This is a genomic window from Streptomyces sp. NBC_01498 (assembly GCF_036327775.1).
Classification (GTDB): domain Bacteria; phylum Actinomycetota; class Actinomycetes; order Streptomycetales; family Streptomycetaceae; genus Streptomyces.
On the sequence record NZ_CP109598.1, the window covers coordinates 5,494,043 to 5,519,227 of the forward strand.

The following is a 25,185-nucleotide window of genomic DNA, read 5'->3' on the forward strand; positions in this document are numbered from 1 at the left end:
GCCTCGGCCACGGTGCGTCCGTACAGCTCCGACCTGTCGGGGTCCCGCCCGGCGCGGGGGCCTGGAGCCGGAGGCGGCCCGTCCGTGAGCCTCGGCCCAGGCGGGTCCGTACGGCTCCGACCTGCCGATGGAGCCGCCCGGCGGGGCTCCCCCTCACCGGTCGGCCCGACTTATCCGCGCACCCCGCACAGGTGCAGCAGCGCCGCGACCCTCCGGTACGGCTCCGTCCGCCCGGCCCGGTCCTCCGCCGCCAGCAGCAGCTCCAGCTCCCCGGCCGTGGGCACCGCCGCGTCGTCCGGCAGCGTGTCGGAGAAGACCCCCACCCCGTACCAGGTGTGCAGCGGCGCCGCGATGCCCGCGAGGGTCGCCGTCAGCGCCGACAGCCGGTCCGCCCGGACCTGCCGTCCGAGGCCGTCCGGACACGAGGGGGAGTCGAAGGCGTCCAGCGCCCCCGCCCAGTCCCCGGCGAGCCCCGGCCGCAGCGCGAGCGCGTCCGCGTTCCGTACGAGCAGCGACAGCAGCCCGCCCGGCGCCAGCATCCGGGCCAGCCCGGCGAGCATGGCGTCCGGCTCCTCCACGTACATCAGCACGCCGTGGCACAGCACCACGTCGAAACCGCCCGGCAGGAAGTGCACCCCCGTCTGGAGCCCGTCGCCCTCGACCAGCCGGACGCGCTCCCGGATTCCCTCGGGCTCCCCTTCGAGCGAGGCCCGCGCCGAGGCCATCAGCTCCGGGTCGGACTCCAGCCCGGTCACGGTGTGTCCCGCCCGCGCCAGGCGCAGCGCCTCGGTGCCCCGGCCCATGCCGACGTCGAGGATGCGCAGCCGCTGTCCGACCGGGTAGCGCGAGGTCAGCTGTTCGTCGAGCTGCCGGGAGACCAGCTCCTGGCGGACGGCGTCCCGCAGCCCGCCCGGACCGGACGCCGGGTCCGCCGGGTCCTCGGCCGGGCCGGGTGCCCCAGTGCTCAGGGGTGTTCCCCGCGCTTGACCTGCGGCTTGGGAAGACGGAGCCTGCGCATCTGGAGCGTGCGCATCAGGGCGTACGCGACCGCGCCGCGCTTGGGCTCGTTCGGGAAGCGCACGGCGAGCTGCTTCTTCAGCCGGAGCCAGATGCCGATGGAGTCCACGACGATCAGCACGATCACACCGAGCCAGAGCAGCAGGGCGATGTTCTGGAGCTGACCGACGCGGATCATGCTCAGGACGAGGATGACCACCGCGAGCGGCAGGAAGAATTCCGCCATGCAGAAGCGCGAGTCCACGTAGTCGCGGACGAAGCGGCGCACCGGCCCCTTGTCACGGGCGGGCAGATAACGCTCGTCGCCGCTGGCCAGCGCCTCGCGCTGCTTGGCCATGTCGATACGGCGCGCCTCGCGCTGCCGCTTCATCGCGGCCTTGCGGTCGGCCGGCACCGTGGAGGCACGGCGACGCTGTGACTGCGCGTCACTGCGCTTCGGGGTCGGGCGGCCCTTCGGGGCCTGCGGGTCACGGGTCTGCGTGGAGAGGTCCGCCGTCACCTTGCCGGTGGGGGCCTTCTCTTCCTTGGAGCGGCTACGGAACACAAAGCCCAAGGGTACGGGGTTCCCCTTCGGCGCCCCACCCCCGAGGGGAACGATCCGGCAACGGCAAGGGTCCGTACCGGTGCAGAGGGGATGTAACGCCCGCCGCCCCCGAAGGTCACCTACTCCCTGCGCCGGAGCGCCACGCAGTGCGATCGTCCTTGGGGATGAGCCCATCCGTGCCCGAACAGTGCGGTAATGGAGACAGGGCCCGTACTGTGGGTTCTGTTGGAGTGCTGGATCCGGAGTCCGTCAGAAGGGGGCGCGCGAAGCCCATGAGCGGTGTGATGAAACGTATGGGAATGATCTTCCGCGCAAAGGCCAACAAGGCCCTGGACAGGGCTGAGGATCCGCGCGAGACGCTCGACTACTCGTACCAGAAGCAGCTGGAGCTGCTCCAGAAGGTACGGCGCGGGGTCGCCGACGTGGCCACCTCCCGCAAGCGGCTGGAGCTTCAGCTGAACCAGCTCCAGGGCCAGTCCACCAAGCTGGAGGACCAGGGCCGCAAGGCGCTGGCGCTCGGCCGCGAGGACCTGGCGCGCGAGGCGCTGTCCCGCCGCGCCGCGCTCCAGCAGCAGGTCAGCGATCTTGAGACGCAGCACACCACCCTCCAGGGCGAGGAGGAGAAACTCACCCTGGCGGCGCAGCGTCTTCAGGCCAAGGTCGACGCCTTCCGTACGAAGAAGGAGACCATCAAGGCCACCTACACGGCCGCCCAGGCGCAGACCCGGATCGGGGAGGCCTTTTCGGGCATCTCCGAGGAGATGGGCGACGTCGGCATGGCCATCCAGCGTGCCGAGGACAAGACCGCGCAGCTCCAGGCGCGGGCCGGCGCGATCGACGAGCTGCTCGCCTCCGGCGCCCTGGACGACCACTCCGGGCTGGCGAAGGACGACATCGCCGCCGAGCTGGACCGGATCTCCGGTGGTACGGATGTGGAGCTGGAACTCCAGCGGATGAAGGCCGAGCTGGCGGGCGGTTCGCCGTCGCAGCAGGCCATCGAGGGCGGCGAGGCCGACCGGCAGGACGGCACGCGGTCCTCGGGACAGTCCTCGGGGACTCCGAACAAATTCGACAAGAGCTAAGGGCGCGTCATGATCGTACGGATCATGGGGGAGGGCCAGGCCCGGCTGGACGACAGCCACCTGGCCGAACTGGACAAGCTCGACGACGAACTGCTCGCCGAGATCGACACGGGCGACGAGGACGGCTTCCGCCGGACCCTCCACGCGCTCCTCGACAAGGTGCGCGAGCTGGGCGAACCGGTGCCGGACGACTCCCTGGAGCCGTCCGGGCTGATTCTGCCCGCCCCGGGCGCCACGCTCGAAGAGGTGCGCGCGCTGCTCAGCGACGACGGTCTGATCCCCTCTCCCTGATCCCTCCGGTCCCCGCCGCCCCCGGCTCCCGCACCACTCTCCGGCACCCCTCGATGCCCCGTGCCCCGTCGCACGGGGCATCGTGCCGTGCCGGGCCACCCGGCGACGGGCGTACCTTTCCGGTGTGACCTCACTCGGAACCCGCTTCGACCGCACACGGAGCCGGCTGCGGGCCCACCCCCTCGCGTTCGACGCCGGGCTGGCCGTGGCCGTACTCGTCTGCATGCTGGCCGGCGCGTTCGCCGACCCGCGCCCCCGCCACGGCGGATTCCCCGAGTTCGGCCAGGAGACCCCCGGCGCGGGCAGTGTGGTCCTGATGGTCCTCGGGGCGGGCGCCCTGGTCCTGCGCCGCCGCCACCCGCTGCCCGTCCTCGCCCTCACCGCCGCGGCCAGCGTGACCGAGCTGCTGGCGGGCGACGCGGTCTCGCCGGTCGCGGTGAGCACCGTCGTCGCCCTCTACACCGTCGCCTCGCGCACCGACCGCCCCACCACCTGGCGCGTCGGCCTCGCCACCATGGCCACGCTCACGGTCGCCGCGATGCTCTCCGGCCCCACCCCCTGGTTCACCCAGGAGAACCTCGGCATCTTCGCCTGGACCGGCATGGCGAGCGCCGCCGGTGACGCCGTCCGCAGCCGCCGCGCCTTCATCGACGCGATACGCGAGCGCGCCGAGCGCGCGGAACGCACCCGCGAGGAGGAGGCGCGGCGCCGGGTCGCCGAGGAGCGCCTGCGCATCGCCCGCGACCTGCACGACGTCGTCGCCCACCACATCGCCCTGGTCAACGTCCAGGCGGGCGTCGCCTCGCACGTCATGGACAAACGCCCCGACCAGGCCAAGGAGGCGCTGGCGCACGTACGCGAGGCCAGCCGCTCCGCGCTCAGCGAGCTGCGTGCCACGGTCGGTCTGCTCCGCCAGTCCGGCGACCCGGCCGCCCCCACCGAACCGGCCCCCGGCCTCGCCCTCCTGGACGAACTCGTCGGCACCTTCCGCTACGCGGGCCTCCCCGTGGAGGTGGCCCTCGGCGACGGGGACCCCCGGCTGCCCGCCGCCGTCGACCTCGCGGCCTACCGCATCATCCAGGAGGCCCTGACCAACGTCCGCAAGCACGCCGGGCCCGGCGCGAAGGCCGAGGTGAGCGTCGTACGGGTCGGCCCGACCGTCGAGGTCACCGTCCTCGACAACGGAACCGGCACCGGCGAACCCGCCGACGGCAGCGGCCACGGCCTGCTCGGCATGCGCGAGCGCGTCACCGCCCTCGGCGGCTCCCTCGCCGCGGGCCCCCGCTACGGGGGCGGATTCCGTACGCACGCGATACTGCCGGTCAAGGCCCGTACCGGGGAGGACGCATGACCATCCGAGTGCTGCTCGCCGACGACCAGGCCCTGCTGCGCAGCGCGTTCCGGGTGCTGGTCGACTCCGAGCCCGACATGGAGGTCGTGGGCGAGGCCGCCGACGGGGCCCAGGCGGTGGCGCTGGCCCGCTCCGAGAAGGCCGACGTCGTGCTGATGGACATCCGGATGCCCGGCACCGACGGCCTGGCCGCCACCCGCGCCATCAGCGCCGACCCGGAACTGGGCGGGGTGCGGGTGGTGATGCTGACGACCTTCGAGGTGGACGAGTACGTGGTGCGGTCGCTGCGCGCCGGCGCCTCCGGCTTCCTCGGCAAGGGCGCCGAGCCCGAGGAACTGCTCAACGCCATCCGGATCGCCGCCGCCGGTGACGCCCTGCTGTCGCCCGCCGCGACCAAGGGGCTCATCGCCACCTTCCTGGCGCAGGGCGGCGGCGCCGACGGGACCGGGCCCGACGCGGCGGCGTACTCCGCGCGGCTGGCCGCGCTGACCGTGCGCGAGCGCGAGGTCCTGGTCCTGGTGGCCGGCGGCCACAGCAACGACGAGATCGCCGAGCGCCTGGTCGTCAGCCCGCTCACCGTCAAGACCCATGTCAACCGGGCGATGGCCAAGCTGAGCGCCCGGGACCGGGCCCAATTGGTGGTAATCGCGTACGAATCGGGACTGGTACGTCCACGGGTGGAGTAGCCGCCCACCGTCGCGTACTCCAGGCGCGGTACGCGGCGCGCGAGGAAATCGACCTGGGGTCGACCGATCCGGCCCGGCTGATGGCGGATCGTGTAGAGGGGCCCCTGCGCCCTTCTGCACGCGTACACCACAGAAGAGAGACCCCATGTCCTGGCTGTCCAGATTCAGCCTCGCGCAACGGGCCCTGATCGGGCTGATATCCCTGATCGCGCTCCTCTTCGGAGCGATCGCGATCCCCCAGCTGAAGCAGCAACTGCTGCCCTCCATCGAACTTCCGATGGTCTCGGTTCTCGCCCCCTACCAGGGCGCCTCGCCCGACGTGGTCGAGAAGCAGGTCGTCGAGCCGATCGAGGCGGCCATCGAGGCCGTCGACGGCATCACCGGTGTGACCTCCACGGCGAGCGAGGGCAACGCCGTGATCATGGCCAGTTTCGATTTCGGCGGTGACGGCTCGAAGCAACTGGTCGCCGACATCCAGCAGGCCGTGAACCGGGCCCGCGCCCAACTGCCCGACGACGTCGACCCGCAGGTCGTGGCCGGTTCCACGGACGACATCCCGACCGTCGTCCTCGCCGCGTCCGGCGGCGACGACCAGCAGGCGCTCGCCGACCGGCTGGAGCGTACTGTCGTCCCCGCACTGGAGGACATCGACGGCGTCGGCCAGGTCTCGGTCGACGGCGTCAGGGACCTCCAGGTCTCCGTCACCCCCGACGACAAGAAGCTCGCCGCCGCGGGTCTCTCACCGATGGCCCTCTCGGAGGCCCTGAAGGCGGGCGGCGCGACCGTCCCCGCCGGGTCGTTCTCCGAGGACGGCAAGAGCCGCACCGTACAGGTCGGCGGCGGCTACACCTCGATCGAGCAGATCGAGGACCTGCGCGTCGGCGGCCCCCAGCCGGGCGCGCCCCAGGGCGGCGCCGGACAGGGCGGTGGTCCCGTACGGCTCGCCGACATCGCCACCGTCGAGCAGCGGCCCGCCCAGGCGACCTCGCTGACCCGTACGAACGGTGAGCCCAGCCTCGCCGTGATGGCCACCATGGACAAGGACGGCAGCGCCGTCGCCATCTCCGACGCCGTCAAGGACAAGCTGCCCGCCCTGCGCGCGGACCTCGGCGACGGCGCCGACCTGACCGTGGTCAGCGACCAGGGCCCGGCCGTCTCCAAGTCGATCTCCGGCCTGACGACCGAGGGTGCGCTCGGTCTGGTCTTCGCGGTTCTGGTCATCCTGGTCTTCCTGGCCTCGATCCGCTCCACCCTGGTCACGGCGGTCTCCATCCCGCTCTCCGTGGTCCTCGCGCTGATCGTGCTGTGGACCCGCGACCTGTCGCTCAACATGCTCACCCTCGGCGCGCTGACCATCGCCATCGGCCGGGTCGTCGACGACTCGATCGTGGTGCTGGAGAACATCAAGCGCCACCTCGGCTACGGCGAGGAGCGCGAGGCCGCGATCACCTCGGCGGTCAAGGAGGTCGCGGGCGCGGTCACCGCCTCCACGCTCACCACGGTCGCGGTGTTCCTGCCGATCGGCCTCGTGGGCGGCATGGTGGGCGAGCTGTTCGGCTCGTTCTCGCTGACGATCACCGCCGCCCTGCTGGCGTCGCTGCTGGTCTCGCTCACCGTCGTACCGGTGCTGTCGTACTGGTTCCTGCGCGCCCCGAAGGCCGTACGCGGGATGGACCCCGCCGAGGCCCGCCGGATCGCGGAGGAGAAGGAGTCCGCCAGCCGGATGCAGCTGGTGTACGTGAAGGTGCTGCGCTTCGCGACCCGGCGGCGGATCACCAGCGTCGTCCTCGCGTTCGTGATCCTGCTCGGCACGTTCGCCATGGCGCCGCTGCTCAAGACCAACTTCTTCGACCAGGGCGAGCAGGAGGTCCTCACCGTCAAGCAGGAGCTGGCGCCGGGCACCAGCCTGGAGACGGCCGACGCGGCGGCCAAGAAGGTCGAGAAGACCCTCGCCGGCTTCGACGAGATCAAGGAGTACCAGGTCACCGTCGGTTCGTCCGGCTTCATGGCGGCGTTCGGCGGCGGTACGGGCGCCAACCAGGCGTCCTACCAGGTCACCCTGAAGGACTCGGCGACGTACGAGAAGACCAGCGAGGCCATCGACAAGGCCCTCGGCGAACTGGACGGCGTCGGCGAGACGACCATCGCGGCCGGCGACGGCTTCGGCAGCCAGGACCTGAGCGTCGTCGTCAAGGCGTCCGACGCCAAGACCCTCGGGGACGCCGCCGAGCAGGTCCGCGAGGAGGTCGCCGGGATCGACGACGTCACCGACGTGCAGAGCGACCTGGCGCAGAGCATCCCGCGTATCTCGGTCAGGGCCAACGAGAAGGCCGCCGGCGCCGGGTTCAACGACGCCACGCTCGGCATGGCCGTCGCCCAGGCCGTACGCGGTACGCCGTCCGGCAAGGCGGTCCTCGGGGACACCGAGCGCGACGTGGTCGTCACCTCCGCCGAGCCCGCGAAGACGATCGCCGAACTGAAGGCCCTGCCGCTCGGCGGGGTGAAGCTCGGTCAGATCGCCGAGGTGAAGCTGGCGCCGGGCCCGCTGTCGATGACCCGTATCGACGGCTCCCGCGCGGCGACGATCACCGCGAAGCCGGTCGGCGACAACACCGGCGCGGTCAGCACCACCCTCCAGTCGAAGATCAGCGCGCTCGACCTGCCCGAGGGGGCGACCGCCTCCATCGGCGGCGTGTCCGAGGACCAGGACGAGGCGTTCCTCCAGCTGGGGCTCGCCATGCTGGCGGCCGTCGCGATCGTGTTCATGCTGCTCGTCGGCACGTTCCGGTCGCTGGTGCAGCCGCTGATCCTGCTGGTCTCCATCCCGTTCGCGGCGACCGGCGCGCTCGGTCTGCTGCTCGTCACCGGGACCCCGCTGGGTGTGCCGGCGATGATCGGCATGCTGATGCTCATCGGCATCGTGGTGACCAACGCGATCGTGCTGATCGACCTCATCAACCAGTACCGGGCGCAGGGCCTCGGGGTGGTCGAGGCGGTCGTCGAGGGCGGCAGGCACCGGCTGCGGCCGATCCTGATGACCGCGCTGGCCACGATCTTCGCGCTGCTGCCGATGGCGATGGGGATCACCGGCGAGGGCGGCTTCATCGGCCAGCCGCTGGCCGTGGTGGTGATCGGCGGTCTGCTGACGTCGACGCTGCTGACGCTGCTGCTGGTGCCGACGCTGTACTCGATGGTCGAGCTCCGCAAGGAGCGCCGCCGGGACAAGAAGGCCGCGAAGCGGGCGGCGGCCCCGGACGGCGGGGACAGCGGCAGCGGGGGCGGTGGGACGGGTGACGGCGGTACGCCGCCGCGCTCCGACGCGCCGTCGCCGGCACCGGAGCCGGTCAACGCCTGACCGGGTCCGGGGCTGGGTCCGCGGGGGTCCGGGTCACGGGCCGCGCAGCGCGGTCCGTGAGCGATCCACGAGTGACTTACGAGTGATCCGTACGCTCACGAATGAGAGGGGCGCCCGCCGTCGGCGGGCGCCCCTCACCGTTGTGCCCGGTGCCCGGTGCCCGGTGCCCGGCGCGCGGGTTACGGCAGCGCCAGCATCCGCTCCAGCGCGAGCTGGGCGAAGTCCGCCGTCCGCTTCTCGACCTCGATCCGGTTGATCTCCTTGCCGTCGGCGAGCGATTCGAGCGCCCACACCAGATGCGGCAGGTCGATGCGGTTCATCGTGGAGCAGAAGCAGACCGTCCGGTCGAGGAAGACGATCTTCTTGTCCTCGGCGGCGAATCGATTCGCCAGCCGCCGTACCAGATTCAGCTCGGTGCCGATCGCCCACGTCGAACCGGCCGGCGCCTCCTCCAGCATCGTGATGATGTGCTCCGTCGAGCCCACGTGGTCGGCGGCGGCGACCACCTCGTGCCGGCACTCCGGGTGAACCAGCACGTTCACGCCGGGAATCCGCGCGCGCACCTCGTTCACCGAGTCCAGCGAGAAGCGGCCGTGCACCGAGCAGTGCCCGCGCCACAGGATCATCTTCGCGTTCCGCAGCTCCTCGGCGGTCAGCCCGCCGTTCGGCTTGTGCGGGTTGTAGAGGACACAGTCCTCCAGGGACAGCCCGAGGTCCCGAACGGCCGTGTTGCGGCCCAGATGCTGGTCCGGCAGGAAGAGGACCTGTTCACCCCGCTCGAACGCCCAGGTGAGGGCGCGCTCGGCGTTGGACGAGGTGCATATGGTGCCGCCGTGCTCCCCGGTGAACGCCTTGATGTCGGCGGAGGAGTTCATGTACGAGACGGGGACGACCCGGTCGGCGATGCCCGCCTCGGTCAGTACGTCCCAGCACTCGGCGACCTGCTCGGCCGTCGCCATGTCCGCCATGGAACAGCCCGCCGCCAGGTCGGGCAGGACGACCTTCTGGTCGTCGGACGTGAGGATGTCCGCCGACTCGGCCATGAAGTGGACACCGCAGAAGACGATGTACTCGGCGCCGGGGCGGGCGGCGGCCTCCCTGGCGAGCTTGAACGAGTCACCGGTCACGTCGGCGAACTGGATGACCTCGTCGCGCTGATAGTGGTGGCCGAGGATGAAGACCTTCTCCCCGAGCTTCGCCTTCGCCGCGCGCGCACGTTCGACCAGATCCGGGTCGGACGGGGACGGCAGGTCTCCGGGGCACTCCACGCCGCGCTCGCTCCGGGTGTCGGCCTCCCGGCCGAGCAGGAGCAGTGCGAGGGGCGACGGCTGGACGTCGAGTTCCGGACGGGCTTGGGCCGTGGTCACGTCACGCACCCTTTCTTCTCTGCGGAGGAGCCTTTTCGTCTAATTGACGCTATCTATCATAACCGCTTCATGTCACTTTGACGATGCCGATAGCGTCGATGTGACGCATTCCCGGCAACGTGACCCGTGCCCCTCATGAGGCGGGTGTGCGAGCATGAGAGAGAGCGTCGGAACGCGGGGGACGCCCGACCGGCGCCGGAAGACGACAGTCCGTCGACGGAATGTCGCCGGAAGACGAGAGAATGTCGTCGGAAGACGACAGAAGAACGGCAGACGAGGCGAGCGTGCGGGGCCCGGAATGAATCCGCGGCCGTGACGGTTGTCGCTGTCGGCAAAGAGTCCGCACTCCCCCTGCCTCGGCGGGGAGGCCCCACCCCGGGAGAGAAGCAGATGTCCGTATCGGACGAGACCACCACCGTGAGCGACGGCATCCTCCTGTCCGAAGCCGCCTCGGCCAAGGTCAAGGCCCTGCTCGACCAGGAAGGCAGGGAAGACCTGGCGCTGCGCGTCGCGGTCCAGCCCGGCGGCTGTTCCGGTCTCCGCTACCAGCTGTTCTTCGACGAGCGCTCGCTGGACGGCGACGTCGTGAAGGACTTCGGCGGCGTCAAGGTCGTCACCGACCGGATGAGCGCCCCGTATCTCGGCGGCGCCTCCATCGACTTCGTCGACACGATCGAGAAGCAGGGCTTCACGATCGACAACCCCAACGCCTCCGGTTCCTGCGCCTGCGGCGACTCGTTCAACTGACCGCACCCGTCAGGAACGGTGAAAGGGCGGCGGCCCCCCGACCGGGGGCCCGCCGCCCTTTCCGTGCTCGCGCCGCGTCCGTGGGCGCGCCGCCTGCGTGTCCGCGCTGCGTCTGTACGCGCGCCGCGTCGGTGCTCGCGCCGCCTCCTTACCCGGGCCGCATCCGTACGTGCGCCGCGTCTGTGCTCGCCGGGGTGGTCAGCCGCGCCGTGTCTGTACGCGCGCCGCGTCCGTAGGCGCGCAGCCTGTGTGCCCGCGCCGCGCCCGTACGCGCCGGGGTGTCAGCCGCGTCGCGCTGTGCTCGCGCCGCGTCTGTGGGCGCGCCGTCTCTGTACCCGCGCCGCGTCCGAACTCGCCCCTCCGTACCCCCACCCCGTCCGAACCCACCCCGTCCGAACCCGCTCCGGCTCGAACCCGCTCCGGCTCGAACCCGCTCCGGCTCGTACCCGCCAGGGTGTCAGCCGCGCCGTGCCACCGGGTCGCCCGTGGCCTTGTCCAGGACCTTCCGGTCGCCGAGCGGGAGCTTCAGCGTCACCTTCTCGGTGAAGCTCTTGGCCATCGCCACGCACAGCGTCCCGCTCGGCGCGGAGTCCACCACCTCCACCGTCACGGCCGACCCGGTCTCCTCCGCCCGCAGCGTGTACTCGCCGCACACACCGCCCGTGAAGCGCACGCTCAACGTGCGGCCGTCGGCGCTGTACGCCTCGACAGGCGCGCCCTCGCCCGCCTCCGGGCCCGGCTTTCCGGGAGCCGGCGCGCCCTCGCCCGGCGACAGATGGTCGGGGGCCACCGCCGTACGGACCACGCTCGACGCCGGTCCGTCGCCGGCGCCCGGCACCTCGAACCACCACGACGGTACGAGCCCCGTCACCCCGTCCAACTGCCGCGCGGCGAGCCCGAAGACCGCCTTGCCGACCGCCACCGTCTCCGGCTGCGCCGGCTTCCCGCCCGGCTCGCACGGCGCCGCGGGCCCGTCCGGCTTCGCGGGCTCCCGCCCGTCCTCGTGCGGCACCGCCGTCGCGCAGCCCCCGATCCCGCCGGGCCCGGGAACCGCCGACGCCTCGTTGAGCAGCTTCAGCGCCTCGGCCGCGCCCACCACCGGGTACTCCGGGCCCTTCGCGGGCTCCTTCAGCTTCCCGCTCGCGGCGACCACCTGGCCGTCCGCGCCGATCTGGATACCGGTCGACCAGCCGTACGTGGGCAGCCCGCCGATCACCGGCGCCGCGTTCACCACGCGTACGGCGCCCATCAACTGGCCCGCGTCCAGGGCCGCGTCCCGCTGGCCCAGCGCCTTCAGCACGGGCGCGGCGGCCTTCTTCGCGGCCTCCTCGCTCACCGGGCCGGCCCCGCTCTCCGGCACCACCGGGTTGACGTCGCCGCCGATGCTCCCGCCGCCGCCCGGACACTCCTTGCCTTTCAGGCAGTTGTCCCCGCCCGGTGCCGAACCGTAGCGCCCGAACGTCCAGTTGCCGGGCGCCTGCCGGTCGACACTGAGCAGCGGACCCGAACCGTCGTTCCGCGAACCGACCTTCCACGCCGCGCCGGACAACTCCGGTGCGCCCGGCACCCCCAGCGCCGCGGCGAGCCGCGCCACCTCTGCCGCGCCCACGGACCCCTCGGGCCGGTGGACGGCCGCCGTGTCCGGCCCTTCGGGGAGTTCCCCGGCCGCGCGGTACCGCACTCCGTTCGGGCTCGGCTCGCCCGGCGCGATGCCGAGACCCGGCCCGCCGCCCGGCTCGTCGCCGAGCGCCAGGGGCGGCGGAGCCGGGTCCCCGCTCCGCGCGGCCTTCTTGAGCGTGACGTCGTCGCCGTCCGAGGAGGCCGTGGCGAAGTAGGCGCCACCGCCTCCGGCGAGCAGGACGGCCGCCGCCACGGACACGATCGCGAGCGGGGAGCGCCCCGGTCCGATGCGCCTCCGGGCGCGGTCGCCGTCACTGTCCTGAGTTCGTTCCGTACGGGTCACCGTCTGCTCCTTCGTCCTGATCGCCCCGCTGGGGGCCGGGACACCGGTCGGACGGGTGAGGGGAGGAAACGGTTCCCCGTGCCTGCCGTGCGCCCTGCCCTCAGTCGCCGTACTCGGACATGCCGTCGAGCAGCCGGGCGGAGGCCGCCGGGACCGTGACACCATGGATCAGCGACGGGGGGACGGGGACGGACTCGGCGGCGGGCCGCACCCAGTGCGGCGCGATCCGGGCGGAGTCACCGCGCAGTTCGGCCAGACTGGTGTCTGATTCACGGACGGCGCGCTCGCGGGGGACAGTGTGGTTCCTCATACACGCACCGTAAGCAGGGACCGGGCGGGAGAAAAGCCCTACTATCGGGTAGTTCTGCCGTATGGGGGCTCCCGGTGCCGACCCGATAGCGTGGGGTGTCCAACCTCCCACCCGTCGCCCACCGCCCCGTCGCGGAGCGCTGGAGCGCACACCCCCAATTCCACAGGAGCAGTCAGCCGTGAGAATCGCAGTCACCGGCTCCATCGCCACTGACCACCTCATGACCTTCCCCGGTCGCTTCGCCGACCAGTTGGTCGGGGACCAGCTGCACACGGTCTCGCTTTCCTTTCTCGTCGACAACCTCGACGTTCGCCGGGGCGGCGTCGGAGCCAACATCTGCTTCGGCATGGGCCAGCTCGGCACCGCGCCGGTCCTGGTCGGCGCCGTCGGCTCCGACTTCGACGAGTACCGCGCCTGGCTCGACCGGCACGGCGTCGACACCGCGTCCGTCCGGGTCTCCGAAGTGCTGCACACGGCGCGTTTCGTCTGCACGACCGACGCCGACCACAACCAGATCGGCTCCTTCTACGCCGGCGCCATGAGCGAGGCCCGGCAGATCGAGCTGAAGTCGGTCGCCGACCGCGTCGGCGCCCTCGACCTGGTCCTGATCGGTGCCGACGACCCGGAGGCGATGCTCCGCCACACCGAGGAGTGCCGCGCCCGGTCCATCCCGTTCGCCGCGGACTTCTCGCAGCAGATCGCGCGGATGGACGGCGACGAGATCCGGCTGCTGCTCGACGGCGCGACGTACCTGTTCTCCAACGAGTACGAGAAGGGGCTCATCGAGTCCAAGACCGGCTGGACCGACGCCGAGATCCTGGAACGGGTCGGCCACCGGGTCACCACCCTCGGCGCGCGCGGCGTACGGATCGAACGCGTCGGCACCGACCCGATCGAGGTCGGCTGCGCGGAGGAGACGGCGAAGCTCGACCCGACCGGTGTCGGCGACGCCTTCCGGGCCGGCTTCCTGTCCGGACTCGCGTGGGGCGTGAGCCTGGAGCGTGCCGCGCAGGTCGGCTGCATGGTGGCGACCCTGGTCATCGAGACGGTCGGCACCCAGGAGTACACCCTGCGCCGGAACAACTTCATGGACCGCTTCACCAAGGCGTACGGCGACGAGGCGGCGAACGAGGTCCGCGGCCACCTCGGTTGACCGCCGTCCGGCCGAGGCACGTGTACGGCCGGTGAGGTCAGGCGCGGCGCCGCACCGCGAACGCGGTGCCGCGCCGCCCGCCGTACTCGTGCCCCGTCATCCGGCACCACGCCGGGATGTCCAGCCGGGCGGCCTCGTCGTCGGACAGCACGGTCACCGTGCCGCCGACCGGTACGTTCCCGATCACCTTCGCCAGCTCGATCACCGGGACCGGGCAGAGCGCGCCGAGGGCGTCCACGACGAGCGCGCCGGCCGGGTCCCCCTGTCCCGCCCCGGCGGCCTCTCCGGCACCGTCCCCGGGTCCTTCGCGGTCCGCGCCCCGCTCGCCCTCGCCGCCGGGCGTGAGCCCCGCGGGCGCGCCCAGCCGGTCCCGTACGGCCGCCACCACCCCCGGCAGCACCTCCAGGAACCGGTCCACCTCCGCGCCGGACGTCCCGGCCGGCAGTGACACCCGGACGTTGCCCTCCGAGAGCACGCCCATCGCCTTGAGCACATGGCTCGGCGTCAGCGTGCCGCTCGTGCACGAGGAGCCCGACGACACGGAGAACTCCGCCCGGTCCAGCTCGTGCAGCAGGGTCTCCCCGTCGACGTAGAGACAGGAGAAGGTGACGAGGTGCGGCAGCCTGCGTGCCGGATCGCCCACCACCTCCACGTCGGGCACCAGCTCCGCCACCCGCGCCCTGATCCGGTCCACCAGCAGCCGCAGCCGGGCCGCCTCGCCGTCCGCCTCGGCCCGTACCGCCCGCAGCGACGCGGCGGCGGCCACGACCGCCGGCAGATTCCCGAAACCGGGCACCCGCCCCGACTCCCGCTCGTCCACGGGCCCCTGGGGGGCGAACCGCACCCCCTTGCGCACGGCGAGCAGCCCCACCCCGGCGGGCCCGCCCCATTTGTGCGCGCTCGCCGTCAGCAGCGACCACGCCCCGTCCACCGGCCCCCAGCCCAGCGACTGCGCCGCGTCCACCAGCAGCGGCACCCCGGCAGCCCGGCACGCCTCGGCGACGGCCTCGACGGGCTGCACGGTGCCGACCTCGTGGTTGGCCGACTGGAGGCAGGCGAGCGCGGTGTCGCCGCGCAGGGCCGCCGCGTACGCGTCCGGGGAGACCGCCCCCGTACGGTCCACCGGCACCTCCGTCACGGCCGCCCCGTCCCGGCGGTGCGCGGCGTGCAGCACCGACGAGTGCTCGACCGCCGAGACCACCAGATGGTCACCGACACGCCGGCGGCCCGCGAGTGATCCCGCGATCCCCGTGTGCACCGCGTACGTCCCCGAAGGGGTGAAGAACAGCTCGTCGGGACGGCAGCCCACCGCCTCCGCCGCCGTCTCCCGGGCGGCGTCCAGCAGCAGCGCGGCCCGCCGGCCCTCCCGGTACAGCCGGGCCGGGTCGGCCCAGCCCTCGTCCAGGGCGGCTCGCAGCGCCTCACGGGCGACGGGATGCAGGGGCGCGGAGGACGCGGAGTCGAAGTAGGCCACGCCGCCACGCTAATCCTTGCCCCCGGCGCGGGCCCCGCCGCGGGTCGCCGCGACCGGTCGCGCCACGGCTCCGCCCCGCCTCCCGCCCCGCTCCACCCCGCCCCCGGTCCGCCGGGGCGGAAACCGTGTCTGGAGGGGCGTCAGAAAGACCCCGGAGCTGGGCATTCCACCCCTTCGAGATGCCGGACGGCGCGTTGGGCACCCTCCATGCGCGACCCCGAATTGCGTCCAGTAGGGTTTGGTCCGCATAAACATCCAAACCCCTGCCCGCGTCAGGGCCGGCGACCGACCGAGACGGCCGCAGCCGGCCGCGCGGGCGAGACTCTCGGGAAGGCGCTACGTGAGTCCCAACGGCTCCGACCGCTCGTCGCGGCGCCCGATGCGGCGGAAGCTGCCGCAGGTGCTGACTGCGGGCCTGATCCTCGCGACCGCCACCGGTTGCACCTACAAGGATTTCCCCCGCCTTGGAATGCCCACACCGGTGACCGAGGAGGCCCCCAGAATCCTCTCCCTCTGGCAGGGCTCGTGGGCGGCAGCGCTCATCACGGGCATCCTGGTGTGGGGCCTGATCCTGTGGAGCGTCGTCTTCCACCGGCGTGGCCGCACCAAGGTGGAGGTACCTCCACAGACCCGCTACAACATGCCCATCGAGGCTCTGTACACGGTCGTTCCGCTCATCATCGTCTCGGTGCTCTTCTACTTCACCGCGCGTGACGAGTCGAAGCTCCTCTCCCTGGCGGACAAGCCCACCCACACCGTGAACGTGGTCGGCTACCAGTGGAGCTGGGGCTTCAACTACGTCGAGGACGTGGACGGCGAAGCCTCCACCGGCACCGAGGTGCCCAAGGAACTCGCCGACATCCCCCAGAAGCTCCAGGACGACTTCCCGGCCGGTGCCGAAGGCGTCTACGACGCCGGAATCCCCGGTACGCGGAACCCCCAGAACGGCAACCCCGGCCCGACGCTGTGGCTGCCGAAGGGGGAGAAGGTCCGGTTCGTCCTCACGTCCCGTGACGTCATCCACTCCTTCTGGGTCGTGCCGTTCCTGATGAAGCAGGACGTCATCCCCGGCCACACCAACGCCTTCGAGGTCACTCCCAACCGGGAGGGCACCTTCATGGGCAAGTGCGCCGAACTGTGCGGTGTGGACCACTCCCGGATGCTCTTCAACGTCAAGGTGGTCTCCCCGGAGCGCTACCAGCAGCACTTGAAGGAGCTGGCCGAGAAGGGGCAGACCGGCTACATCCCGTCGGGCATCGAGCTGACGGACCCGGCCAGGAATGCGGAGAAGAAACAACTGTGAGCATCCTCAACGAACCCAAGGGTGCCGCCGCAGCAGCTGACGACTCGTACGAGAACGAGCTGCCGGTACGGCGCAAGCAGCCCGGCGCTGTGGTCATCAAGTGGCTCACCACCACCGACCACAAGACGATCGGCACGCTCTATCTGGTCACGTCGTTCGTCTTCTTCTGCATCGGTGGTGTGCTCGCGCTCTTCATGCGCGCCGAGCTGGCCCGTCCCGGCACGCAGATCATGTCGAACGAGCAGTTCAACCAGGCGTTCACGATGCACGGCACGATCATGCTGCTGATGTTCGCGACGCCGCTGTTCGCCGGATTCGCGAACTGGATCATGCCGCTCCAGATCGGCGCGCCCGACGTGGCGTTCCCGCGGCTGAACATGTTCGCCTACTGGCTCTACCTGTTCGGCTCGATCATCGCGGTCGCCGGCTTCATCACCCCGCAGGGTGCCGCGGACTTCGGCTGGTTCGCGTACTCCCCGCTGTCGGACGCCGTCCGGTCGCCCGGTATCGGCGCGGACCTGTGGATCATGGGTCTGGCGTTCTCCGGCTTCGGCACGATCCTCGGCTCGGTCAACTTCATCACCACGATCATCTGCATGCGCGCGCCCGGCATGACGATGTTCCGGATGCCGATCTTCTGCTGGAACGTGCTGCTCACCGGTGTGCTGGTGCTGCTCGCCTTCCCGGTGCTGGCCGCCGCGCTGTTCGCCCTGGAGGCCGACCGGAAGTTCGGTGCCCACATCTTCGACGCCTCCAACGGCGGCGCGTTGCTGTGGCAGCACCTCTTCTGGTTCTTCGGGCATCCGGAGGTCTACATCATCGCCCTGCCGTTCTTCGGCATCGTCTCCGAGATCATCCCGGTGTTCAGCCGCAAGCCGATGTTCGGCTACATCGGTCTGGTCGCCGCGACGATCGCCATCGCCGGCCTCTCGGTGACGGTGTGGGCGCACCACATGTACGTGACGGGCGGCGTGCTGTTGCCGTTCTTCTCCTTCATGACGTTCCTGATCGCGGTGCCGACCGGGGTGAAGTTCTTCAACTGGATCGGCACGATGTGGAAAGGCTCGCTGTCCTTCGAGACACCGATGCTCTGGACCATCGGCTTCCTGGTCACCTTCACCTTCGGCGGTCTGACCGGAGTCATCCTGGCCTCGCCGCCGATGGACTTCCACGTCTCGGACTCGTACTTCGTCGTCGCGCACTTCCACTACGTCGTGTTCGGCACGGTGGTGTTCGCGATGTTCGCCGGATTCCATTTCTGGTGGCCGAAGATGACCGGCAAGATGCTGGACGAACAGCTCGGGAAGATCACCTTCTGGACGCTGTTCATCGGTTTCCACGGCACGTTCCTCGTCCAGCACTGGCTGGGCGCGGAGGGAATGCCGCGCCGTTACGCGGACTACCTGGCCGCCGACGGATTCACCGCGCTCAACACCATCTCCACGATCAGCTCGTTCGTCCTCGGCCTCTCGGTCCTGCCGTTCCTCTACAACGTCTGGAAGACGGCCAAGTACGGAAAGAAGGTCGAGGTGGACGACCCGTGGGGCTACGGGCGCTCACTCGAATGGGCGACGTCCTGCCCGCCGCCCCGGCACAACTTCCTCACCCTGCCCCGGATCCGCTCCGAGTCCCCGGCGTTCGACCTGCACCACCCGGAGATCGCCGCCCTCGAACACCTTGAGAACGACGGGCAGAAGGACACCGCGCTGTTCGGTGGCAAGGAGGTCGGCAAGTGAAGGTCCAAGGATGGATGTTCCTCTGGCTGAGCGTCTTCATCCTCGTCGTCGCGGGGGTGTACGGCTGGTGGTCCAAGGAGCCCGTCGGCACCACCGCGCTCTTCCTGGCGTTCGCCCTGAGCCTCATGATCGGCTTCTACCTGGCCTTCACGGCCCGGCGGGTCGACGCGATGGCGCAGGACAACAAGGAGGCCGACGTCGCGGACGAGGCCGGCGAGGTGGGGTTCTTCTCCCCGCACAGCTGGCAGCCGCTCGCGCTGGCCGTCGGCGGCGCGCTCGCGTTCCTCTCCATCGCCATCGGCTGGTGGCTGCTGTTCTTCTCCTTCCCGGTGCTCCTGATCGGCCTGTGGGGCTGGGTCTTCGAGTACTACACGGGTGAGAACCAGAACCAGTAACGGCGGCGCGCAAAGCCGTACGGGAGACAAGGGCCCGGATCCTCCTCACCCCTGAGGAGGATCCGGGCCCCTCGTTTGCAGTCACACAGCGCGCCGTAACCACACATTCTTCTTAACGTGTGCTTATGAACCACACGCCGCGCTTTCGCACCGTTGTCGGCCGTACCGTGCTGGTCCTGTCCCTCGGGGCGGTGGCGACCGGCTGCGGTGGTCCGGACGGACATCCGCTGTCCGGCAAGCCGTACGACGCAGCCGACCAGGTCTCCCTCAACACACCCAAGGGCGACACCAAGGCCAACCCCGACAAGCCTCTGGAAGTCGTCGCCAAGGGCGGCGAGGGGCGGATAACCGATGTGAGCGTCACGGACGCCGCCGGCCACCACCTGGCGGGCGAGCTGGCCGCCGACGGGGCCCGCTGGCGCTCCACGGTGCCCATGGCCGCAGGCGCCCGCTACACGGTCAAGGTCGCCACCGAGGACGAGGACGGCGCCCCCGGCAGCCGTACGCTCACCTTCGGGACGACCCCGGTGAAGCAGCGGAACCTGACCGTCGCGTTCGGCCCCAAGGCGGGCAGATACGGCGTCGGCCAGCCCGTCACTGCCGAGCTGAGCGCCCCCGTCAAGGACAAGGACGCGCGGGCCGTCGTGGAACGCGGCCTCAAGGTCCGCTCCAGCCCCGCCGTGGAGGGCTCCTGGTACTGGGTCGACGACAAGAAGCTGCACTTCCGCCCCAGGGACTACTGGCCCAACGACGCGACCGTCAACGTCACCAGCACCCTCGACGGGATAAGGGTCGGCGACAAGCTGTACGGCGGCCCCTCCAAGGCGCTCAAGATCACCACGGGGGACCGGATAGAGGCCGTCGCCGACGCCGGCACCCACCACATGACGGTGACGCGCAACGGCAAGGCGGTCAAGACCGTCCCGGTGACCACCGGCAAGCCCGGCTTCTCCACCCGCAACGGCATCAAGGTCGTGCTGGCCAAGGAACGCTTCGTACGGATGACCGGCACCAGCGTCGGTATCGCCGCAGGCAGCAGCGAGTCGTACGACCTGCCGGTCCACTTCGCGACCCGGGTCACCTGGAGCGGCGAGTACGTGCACGCCGCGCCCTGGTCCGTGGGCTCGCAGGGGTCGGCGAACGTCAGCCACGGCTGCGTGGGCATGTCCACGGAGAACGCCGAGTGGTTCTTCGACACCGTCCGCGAGGGCGACATCGTCAAGGTCGTCAACAGCGAGGGCGACGACATGGACCCGTTCGGCAACGGTTTCGGCGACTGGAACCTGGACTGGAACAAGTGGCGCCAGGGCAGCGCCCTCATCGGCGGCGCCGGCATCCGGGAGGGCACCGGCCCCGTGGAGGCCGCCCGGCTGCGCCCGCAGGTCTGACCCCCGCGGAGGGCCGGGGCGCCCGCCCCGGCCCCGGTACGGCCCCGCCCCGCCCCGGCAGGGCCGGTCAGGCCTCCACGGCGAGCCTGGCGCGCAGCAGCGTGGCCAGGGCCTGCGGGAAGTCGACCGGGTCCACCGGCAGCGTCACGGCCGCCTCGGCACGGCTCCACGTGGCCAGCCACGCGTCCTGCGGGCGGCCCATCAGCAGCAGCACCGGCGGCGAGTTGAAGATCTCGTCCTTGATCTGCCGGCACAGACCCATGCCCCCGACCGGGGCGGCCTCACCGTCGAAGACACAGGCGTCGACACCGCCCTTGTCGAGGATCGTGAGCACGGCGGGCATCGTCGCGCACTCCACGTACTCGACCGGCGGCAGATCCGCGGCCGGCCTGCGGCCCGCGGCCGTCCGCACCTGCTCGCGGGTGATCGCGTTGTCGCTGTAGACCAGGACCGTGGCGGTCGGCTGCATTGTTCCTCCGTGACATCCGTGGTGACATCCGCGTCTGCGAGGGCTTCCGGGCTTCAGGGCCTGTCGTTGGGATCAGAGCCTGGCGCCGGGACCCGCTGCGCCGGATGCTACTCCGTCGGGCACCATGTCAGCACGGGTCCCGGCCCCCCGCGAGGGGCCGTTCGGTCCTGGCCCGCGCCCTCTCCGGAGGGGCTGACACTCCGAAGGGCACCCCCCGGAGTGAGGGCGGGATAAGCGACCGACATAATGTCGGGCGTGGCGACAGCAACGACAGTAGAAACCGGGCACGCGCACCCGACGGTCAATCGGCCGAACCTCACCAGTGTCGGAACCATCATCTGGTTGAGTTCCGAGCTGATGTTCTTCGCGGCCCTCTTCGCGATGTACTTCACCCTGCGGTCGGTGACAGGGGCGGCGTTCTGGTCGGAGAAGGCCGATTCGCTGAACATCCCGTTCTCCGCGGTGAACACCACGATCCTGGTGCTCTCCTCACTCACCTGTCAGCTCGGCGTCTTCGCCGCCGAGCGCGGCGACGTGAAGAAGCTCCGCTCGTGGTTCGTGATCACCTTCGTGATGGGTGCGATCTTCATCGGCGGTCAGATCTTCGAGTACACGGAGCTCGTGAAGCACGAGGGCATCTCGCTCTCCTCCGACCCCTACGGCTCCGCGTTCTATCTGACCACCGGCTTCCATGGTCTGCACGTGACGGGCGGTCTCATCGCCTTCCTGCTGGTTCTCGGCAGAACGTACGCGGCCAAGAGGTTCACCCACGAGCAGGCAACCGCCGCCATCGTCGTGTCCTATTACTGGCACTTCGTCGATGTCGTCTGGATCGGCCTCTTCGCCACGATCTACCTGATCAAGTAGCGGGCCACAGCGCCCGACGCGCTTGCCCACACCGTCCAGAAGCACGCACCGACGCAGAAGATCCTGACACCGGGGTAATCCGTGAAAAAGCTCTCCGCACGACGACGCCATCCGTTGGCGGCGGTCGTCGTCCTACTCCTCGCGCTGGCGGCCACCGGGGGGCTGTACACCGCGTTCGCGCCCGCGGGCAAGGCACAGGCAGACGACACCGCCCAGTCCCTCGCCATCGACGAGGGCAAGAAGCTGTACGCCGTGGGCTGCGCGAGCTGCCACGGCGTCGGCGGTCAGGGCACCACCGACGGCCCGTCGCTGACCGGCGTCGGCGCCGCCGCCGTGGACTTCCAGGTCGGCACCGGCCGGATGCCCGCGCAGCAGCCCGGCCCGCAGGTACCCAAGAAGAAGGTCATCTACGACCAGAAGGAGATCGACCAGCTCGCGGCGTACGTCGCCTCGCTCGGCCCCGGTCCCTCGGTCCCGAGCGCCGAGCAGGTCGACCCGCGGGGAGCGAACGCCGCCGAGGGCGGCGAGCTGTTCCGCTCCAACTGCGCCCAGTGCCACAACTTCGGTGGTGAGGGCGGCGCCCTGACGAACGGCAAGTACGCCCCGGGGCTTGAGGATGTCACTCCCAAGCACATGTACGAGGCCATGCTGACCGGTCCGCAGAACATGCCCGCGTTCCCCGACTCGACGATGCCCGAGGAGCAGAAGAAGGACATCATCAAGTACGTCGAGTCCGTGAACAGCTCCACGTCGTCCAACCCCGGCGGTTTCAAGCTCGGTGGTATCGGACCCGTCAGCGAGGGTCTGTTCTCCTGGTTCATCGGTCTGGGCGCGCTGATCGCAGTCGCCGTCTGGACCGCGGCGCACACCGCTAAGGCCAAGAGGTCATGAGTAACAACCGGATTTCAGACGAGAACCTGCCGGTCCGGCAGGAACCCGCGCACACCGAGGTCGAGCGCGCGGACGACCCCTTCGCCAACCCCGGGATGCCGGCCCACCGGCCGCGTATCCAGGACATCGACGAGCGGGCGGCCAAGCGCTCCGAGCGCGCGGTCGCGGCCCTGTTCACCCTGTCGATGCTGGCCACGGTCGGCTTCATCGCCTCGTACGTCGCCTTCCCCGTCGGCAAGATCGTGTACGTCTGGCCGTTCGGCCACGTCAGCGCGCTCAACTTCTCGCTGGGACTGACGCTCGGGGTCGCCCTCTTCGCGCTCGGCGCGGGCGCGGTCCACTGGGCCCGCACCCTGATGAGCGACGAGGAGATCGTCCAGGAACGCCACCCGATCGCGGCCACCCCCGAGGTGGCGGCGCAGGCGAAGCGCGACTTCCTGGTCGGCGCGGCCGAGTCCGGCTTCGGCCGCCGCAAGCTGATCCGCAACACGATGTTCGGCGCGCTGGCCCTGGTGCCGCTCTCCGGTGTGGTCCTGCTGCGCGACCTCGGGCCGCTGCCCGAGGACAAGCTCCGCAAGACGCTCTGGAAGAAGGGCCTGCTGCTCATCAACCAGAACACCAACGAGCCGCTGCGTCCCGAGGACGTCACGGTGGGGTCGCTGACGTTCGCCCAGCCCGAGGGGCTGGACGAGCACAACGAGAACTTCAACAACGAGATCGCCAAAGCGGCCCTGATGATCGTCCGGATTCAGCCGGCGGACATCAAGGACAAGCGCGAACTCGAGTGGTCGCACGAGGGCATCGTGGCGTACTCGAAGATCTGCACCCATGTCGGCTGTCCCATCAGCCTGTACGAGCAGCAGACGCACCATGTGCTCTGCCCCTGCCACCAGTCCACCTTCGACCTCTCCGACGGCGCCCGCGTCATCTTCGGCCCGGCCGGCCACGCCCTTCCGCAGCTGCGGATCGGTGTGAACGGTGAGGGCTACCTTGAGGCTCTCGGCGATTTCGACGAGCCCGTCGGTCCTTCCTTCTGGGAGCGCGGATGAGTACTGCGTCTGACGAAAAGAAGCGCCAGGCGCCCGCGGGGGAGCGGGTCGCCGACTGGGCGGACGGCCGCCTCGGGATCTACGGCGCCGCCAAGGGCATGCTCCGGAAGGTCTTCCCGGACCACTGGTCCTTCATGCTCGGCGAGATCGCCCTGTGGAGCTTCGTCGTCATCATCCTCACGGGTGTGTATCTGACGCTGTTCTTCCACCCGAGCATGAACGAGGTCGTGTACGAGGGCAGTTACGTACCGATGCAGGGTGTCCGGATGACCGAGGCGTACGCCTCGACCCTGGACATCAGCTTCGACGTCCGCGGCGGTCTGCTGATCCGGCAGATCCACCACTGGGGCGCGCTGGTCTTCGTGGCCGCGATGTTCGTGCACATGATGCGCGTCTTCTTCACGGGCGCCTTCCGCAAGCCGCGCGAGATCAACTGGATCTTCGGCTTCCTGCTGTTCGTGCTGGCGCTGTTCACCGGTCTCACCGGTTACTCGCTCCCGGACGACCTGCTGTCGGGCACCGGTGTCCGGTTCGCCCAGGGCGCCATCCTGTCCACGCCGATCGTCGGCACGTACATCTCGATGTTCCTGTTCGGCGGGGAGTTCCCGGGCCACGACATCGTGGCGCGGTTCTACTCGATCCACATCCTGCTGCTGCCGGGCATCATGCTCGGGCTCGTGGTGGCCCACCTGATCCTGGTCTTCTACCACAAGCACACGCAGTTCGCCGGTCCGGGCAAGACGAACAACAACGTCGTCGGCACCCCGTTCCTGCCGATCTACATGGCCAAGGCGGGCGGCTTCTTCTTCCTCGTCTTCGGCATCATCGCGATCATCTCGGCCATCGCCACGATCAACCCGGTGTGGGCCATCGGCCCCTACCGGCCGGACCAGGTTTCCACCGGCGCCCAGCCGGACTGGTACCTGGGCTTCTCCGAGGGTCTGATCCGCATCATGCCGGGCTGGGAACTCAACTTCTGGGGCCACACCCTCATCCTGGGCGTGTTCATCCCGCTGATCGTCTTCCCGCTGGTCCTGGTGATTCTCGCGGTCTACCCGTTCGTCGAGTCCTGGATCACCGGCGACAAGCGCGAGCACCACATCCTGGACCGGCCGCGCAACGTGCCGACCCGGACCGCGTTCGGTGTGGCGTGGCTGACCCTGTACGTGCTCCTGCTCATCGGCGGCGGCAACGACATCTGGGCCACCCACTTCCACCTGTCGATCAACGTGATCACCTGGGCCATCCGGATCGGCATCTTCGTCGGACCCGTCGCCGCGTTCGTCGTCACCAAGCGGATCTGTCTGGGACTCCAGCGCCGCGACGCCGAGAAGGTGCTGCACGGACGCGAGTCCGGCATCATCAAGCGGCTGCCGCACGGTGAGTTCGTGGAGGTCCACGAGCCGCTCGGCCCGGCCGCGCTGCACACGCTCACCGCGCACGAGCAGTACCGGCCGGCCGAACTCGGCCCGACGGTCGACGAGAACGGTGTCGAGCGCAAGACCTCTCCGGTGGAGAAGCTGCGGGTCAAGCTCAGCAAGGGCTACTACGGTGAGGGAAGCCAGATCCCCAAGCCGACGGCCGAGGAGTACCGCGAGGTCACGAGCGGCCACGGCCACCACTGACCGACCGGCGTACGCCACGGGCCCCGGTCCGGCTCCCCTCGGGGAACCGGACCGGGGCCCGTGTACGTGTTCCCCCCGTACGGCCCCGGCGGGCGGCCCGTCCGCACTGCGGGCAGCGGGTC

Annotated in this window: 22 protein-coding genes; 15 read left to right on the top strand and 7 right to left on the bottom strand. The window is 70.4% G+C overall.

What is annotated here, in order from left to right; translation table 11 throughout:
- Window positions 1–170: 170 nt before the first annotated feature.
- The gene (locus OG875_RS23425; RefSeq protein ID WP_443079285.1) at window positions 171–968 is read right to left on the bottom strand and encodes a class I SAM-dependent methyltransferase; all 798 of its coding nucleotides are present in this window, start codon (window positions 966–968) and stop codon (window positions 171–173) included.
- Complete coding sequence (locus OG875_RS23430; protein WP_330176191.1) at window positions 965–1,561, bottom strand: DUF3043 domain-containing protein; 597 nt, start codon at window positions 1,559–1,561, stop codon at window positions 965–967. The genes OG875_RS23425 and OG875_RS23430 overlap by 4 nt, the downstream gene beginning before the upstream one ends.
- A 272-nt stretch (window positions 1,562–1,833) precedes the next feature.
- On the opposite strand from OG875_RS23430, the gene OG875_RS23435 reads away from it, so the two are divergent.
- From OG875_RS23435 to OG875_RS23455, 5 genes are all read left to right on the top strand, one after another.
- Window positions 1,834–2,643, top strand: coding sequence for a PspA/IM30 family protein (locus OG875_RS23435; protein WP_330176192.1), 810 nt, complete (start codon window positions 1,834–1,836; stop codon window positions 2,641–2,643).
- Between the two features lie 9 nt (window positions 2,644–2,652).
- Window positions 2,653–2,934: a PspA-associated protein PspAA gene (pspAA, locus tag OG875_RS23440; RefSeq protein WP_330176193.1), complete on the top strand. Its 282-nt coding sequence runs from the start codon at window positions 2,653–2,655 to the stop codon at window positions 2,932–2,934.
- A gap of 124 nt (window positions 2,935–3,058) precedes the next feature.
- Window positions 3,059–4,285, top strand: a complete 1,227-nt coding sequence (locus OG875_RS23445) for a sensor histidine kinase (RefSeq protein ID WP_330176194.1) — start codon at window positions 3,059–3,061, stop codon at window positions 4,283–4,285.
- Complete coding sequence (locus OG875_RS23450) at window positions 4,282–4,971, top strand: response regulator transcription factor (RefSeq protein WP_330176195.1); 690 nt, start codon at window positions 4,282–4,284, stop codon at window positions 4,969–4,971. The genes OG875_RS23445 and OG875_RS23450 overlap by 4 nt, the downstream gene beginning before the upstream one ends.
- A 145-nt stretch (window positions 4,972–5,116) precedes the next feature.
- A complete protein-coding gene (locus tag OG875_RS23455; protein ID WP_330176196.1) occupies window positions 5,117–8,326 on the top strand; it encodes an efflux RND transporter permease subunit in 3,210 nt (1,069 codons plus the stop codon).
- 179 nt (window positions 8,327–8,505) lie between these two features.
- Here OG875_RS23455 and nadA read toward each other — a convergent pair whose 3' ends face one another.
- A complete protein-coding gene (nadA, locus tag OG875_RS23460) occupies window positions 8,506–9,693 on the bottom strand; it encodes a quinolinate synthase NadA (RefSeq protein ID WP_330176197.1) in 1,188 nt (395 codons plus the stop codon).
- A gap of 390 nt (window positions 9,694–10,083) precedes the next feature.
- On the opposite strand from nadA, the gene OG875_RS23465 reads away from it, so the two are divergent.
- Window positions 10,084–10,440, top strand: coding sequence for a HesB/IscA family protein (locus tag OG875_RS23465; RefSeq protein WP_330176198.1), 357 nt, complete (start codon window positions 10,084–10,086; stop codon window positions 10,438–10,440).
- Window positions 10,441–10,897: 457 nt separating this feature from the next.
- Here the strand turns inward: OG875_RS23465 and OG875_RS23470 are convergent, their stop codons facing one another.
- Together OG875_RS23470 and OG875_RS23475 are read right to left on the bottom strand one after the other, a co-directional pair.
- Window positions 10,898–12,403, bottom strand: coding sequence for a hypothetical protein (locus OG875_RS23470; RefSeq protein WP_330176199.1), 1,506 nt, complete (start codon window positions 12,401–12,403; stop codon window positions 10,898–10,900).
- 100 nt (window positions 12,404–12,503) lie between these two features.
- Window positions 12,504–12,713 (bottom strand): hypothetical protein, encoded by a 210-nt coding sequence (locus tag OG875_RS23475; protein WP_330176200.1) that lies wholly within the window; start codon window positions 12,711–12,713, stop codon window positions 12,504–12,506.
- A gap of 178 nt (window positions 12,714–12,891) precedes the next feature.
- Between OG875_RS23475 and OG875_RS23480 the strand changes: the two genes are divergently transcribed.
- Window positions 12,892–13,866: a carbohydrate kinase family protein gene (locus OG875_RS23480; protein ID WP_330176201.1), complete on the top strand. Its 975-nt coding sequence runs from the start codon at window positions 12,892–12,894 to the stop codon at window positions 13,864–13,866.
- Window positions 13,867–13,903: 37 nt separating this feature from the next.
- Here OG875_RS23480 and OG875_RS23485 read toward each other — a convergent pair whose 3' ends face one another.
- Complete coding sequence (locus OG875_RS23485; protein ID WP_330176202.1) at window positions 13,904–15,340, bottom strand: cysteine desulfurase/sulfurtransferase TusA family protein; 1,437 nt, start codon at window positions 15,338–15,340, stop codon at window positions 13,904–13,906.
- A gap of 340 nt (window positions 15,341–15,680) precedes the next feature.
- On the opposite strand from OG875_RS23485, the gene ctaC reads away from it, so the two are divergent.
- The 4 genes from ctaC (at window position 15,681) to OG875_RS23505 (ending at window position 20,162) form a co-directional block, all read left to right on the top strand.
- On the top strand, window positions 15,681–16,643 hold the full coding sequence (gene ctaC, locus OG875_RS23490) for an aa3-type cytochrome oxidase subunit II (protein ID WP_330176203.1): 963 nt from the start codon (window positions 15,681–15,683) through the stop codon (window positions 16,641–16,643).
- Window positions 16,640–18,379, top strand: coding sequence for an aa3-type cytochrome oxidase subunit I (ctaD, locus tag OG875_RS23495; protein ID WP_330176204.1), 1,740 nt, complete (start codon window positions 16,640–16,642; stop codon window positions 18,377–18,379). Before ctaC ends, ctaD begins: the two co-directional genes overlap by 4 nt.
- Window positions 18,376–18,774, top strand: a complete 399-nt coding sequence (locus OG875_RS23500; protein WP_330176205.1) for a cytochrome c oxidase subunit 4 — start codon at window positions 18,376–18,378, stop codon at window positions 18,772–18,774. The genes ctaD and OG875_RS23500 overlap by 4 nt, the downstream gene beginning before the upstream one ends.
- 125 nt (window positions 18,775–18,899) lie before the next feature.
- The gene (locus tag OG875_RS23505) at window positions 18,900–20,162 is read left to right on the top strand and encodes a L,D-transpeptidase (RefSeq protein WP_330176206.1); all 1,263 of its coding nucleotides are present in this window, start codon (window positions 18,900–18,902) and stop codon (window positions 20,160–20,162) included.
- 67 nt (window positions 20,163–20,229) lie between these two features.
- On the opposite strand, the gene OG875_RS23510 is transcribed toward OG875_RS23505, so the two are convergent.
- A complete protein-coding gene (locus tag OG875_RS23510; RefSeq protein WP_330176207.1) occupies window positions 20,230–20,631 on the bottom strand; it encodes a hypothetical protein in 402 nt (133 codons plus the stop codon).
- A 246-nt stretch (window positions 20,632–20,877) separates the two neighbouring features.
- Here OG875_RS23510 and ctaE point away from each other — a divergent pair, with 246 nt between their 5' ends.
- The 4 genes from ctaE to qcrB all read left to right on the top strand — a co-directional run bounded on the left by ctaE (window position 20,878) and on the right by qcrB (window position 25,063).
- Entirely contained in the window at window positions 20,878–21,498 is a 621-nt protein-coding gene (gene ctaE, locus OG875_RS23515) for an aa3-type cytochrome oxidase subunit III (protein ID WP_330176208.1), read from the top strand.
- 81 nt (window positions 21,499–21,579) lie between these two features.
- Entirely contained in the window at window positions 21,580–22,389 is an 810-nt protein-coding gene (gene qcrC, locus OG875_RS23520) for a cytochrome bc1 complex diheme cytochrome c subunit (protein WP_330176209.1), read from the top strand.
- Window positions 22,386–23,438: a cytochrome bc1 complex Rieske iron-sulfur subunit gene (gene qcrA, locus OG875_RS23525; protein WP_330176210.1), complete on the top strand. Its 1,053-nt coding sequence runs from the start codon at window positions 22,386–22,388 to the stop codon at window positions 23,436–23,438. Before qcrC ends, qcrA begins: the two co-directional genes overlap by 4 nt.
- Window positions 23,435–25,063, top strand: a complete 1,629-nt coding sequence (gene qcrB, locus OG875_RS23530; RefSeq protein WP_330176211.1) for a cytochrome bc1 complex cytochrome b subunit — start codon at window positions 23,435–23,437, stop codon at window positions 25,061–25,063. Before qcrA ends, qcrB begins: the two co-directional genes overlap by 4 nt.
- Window positions 25,064–25,185: the final 122 nt, after the last annotated feature.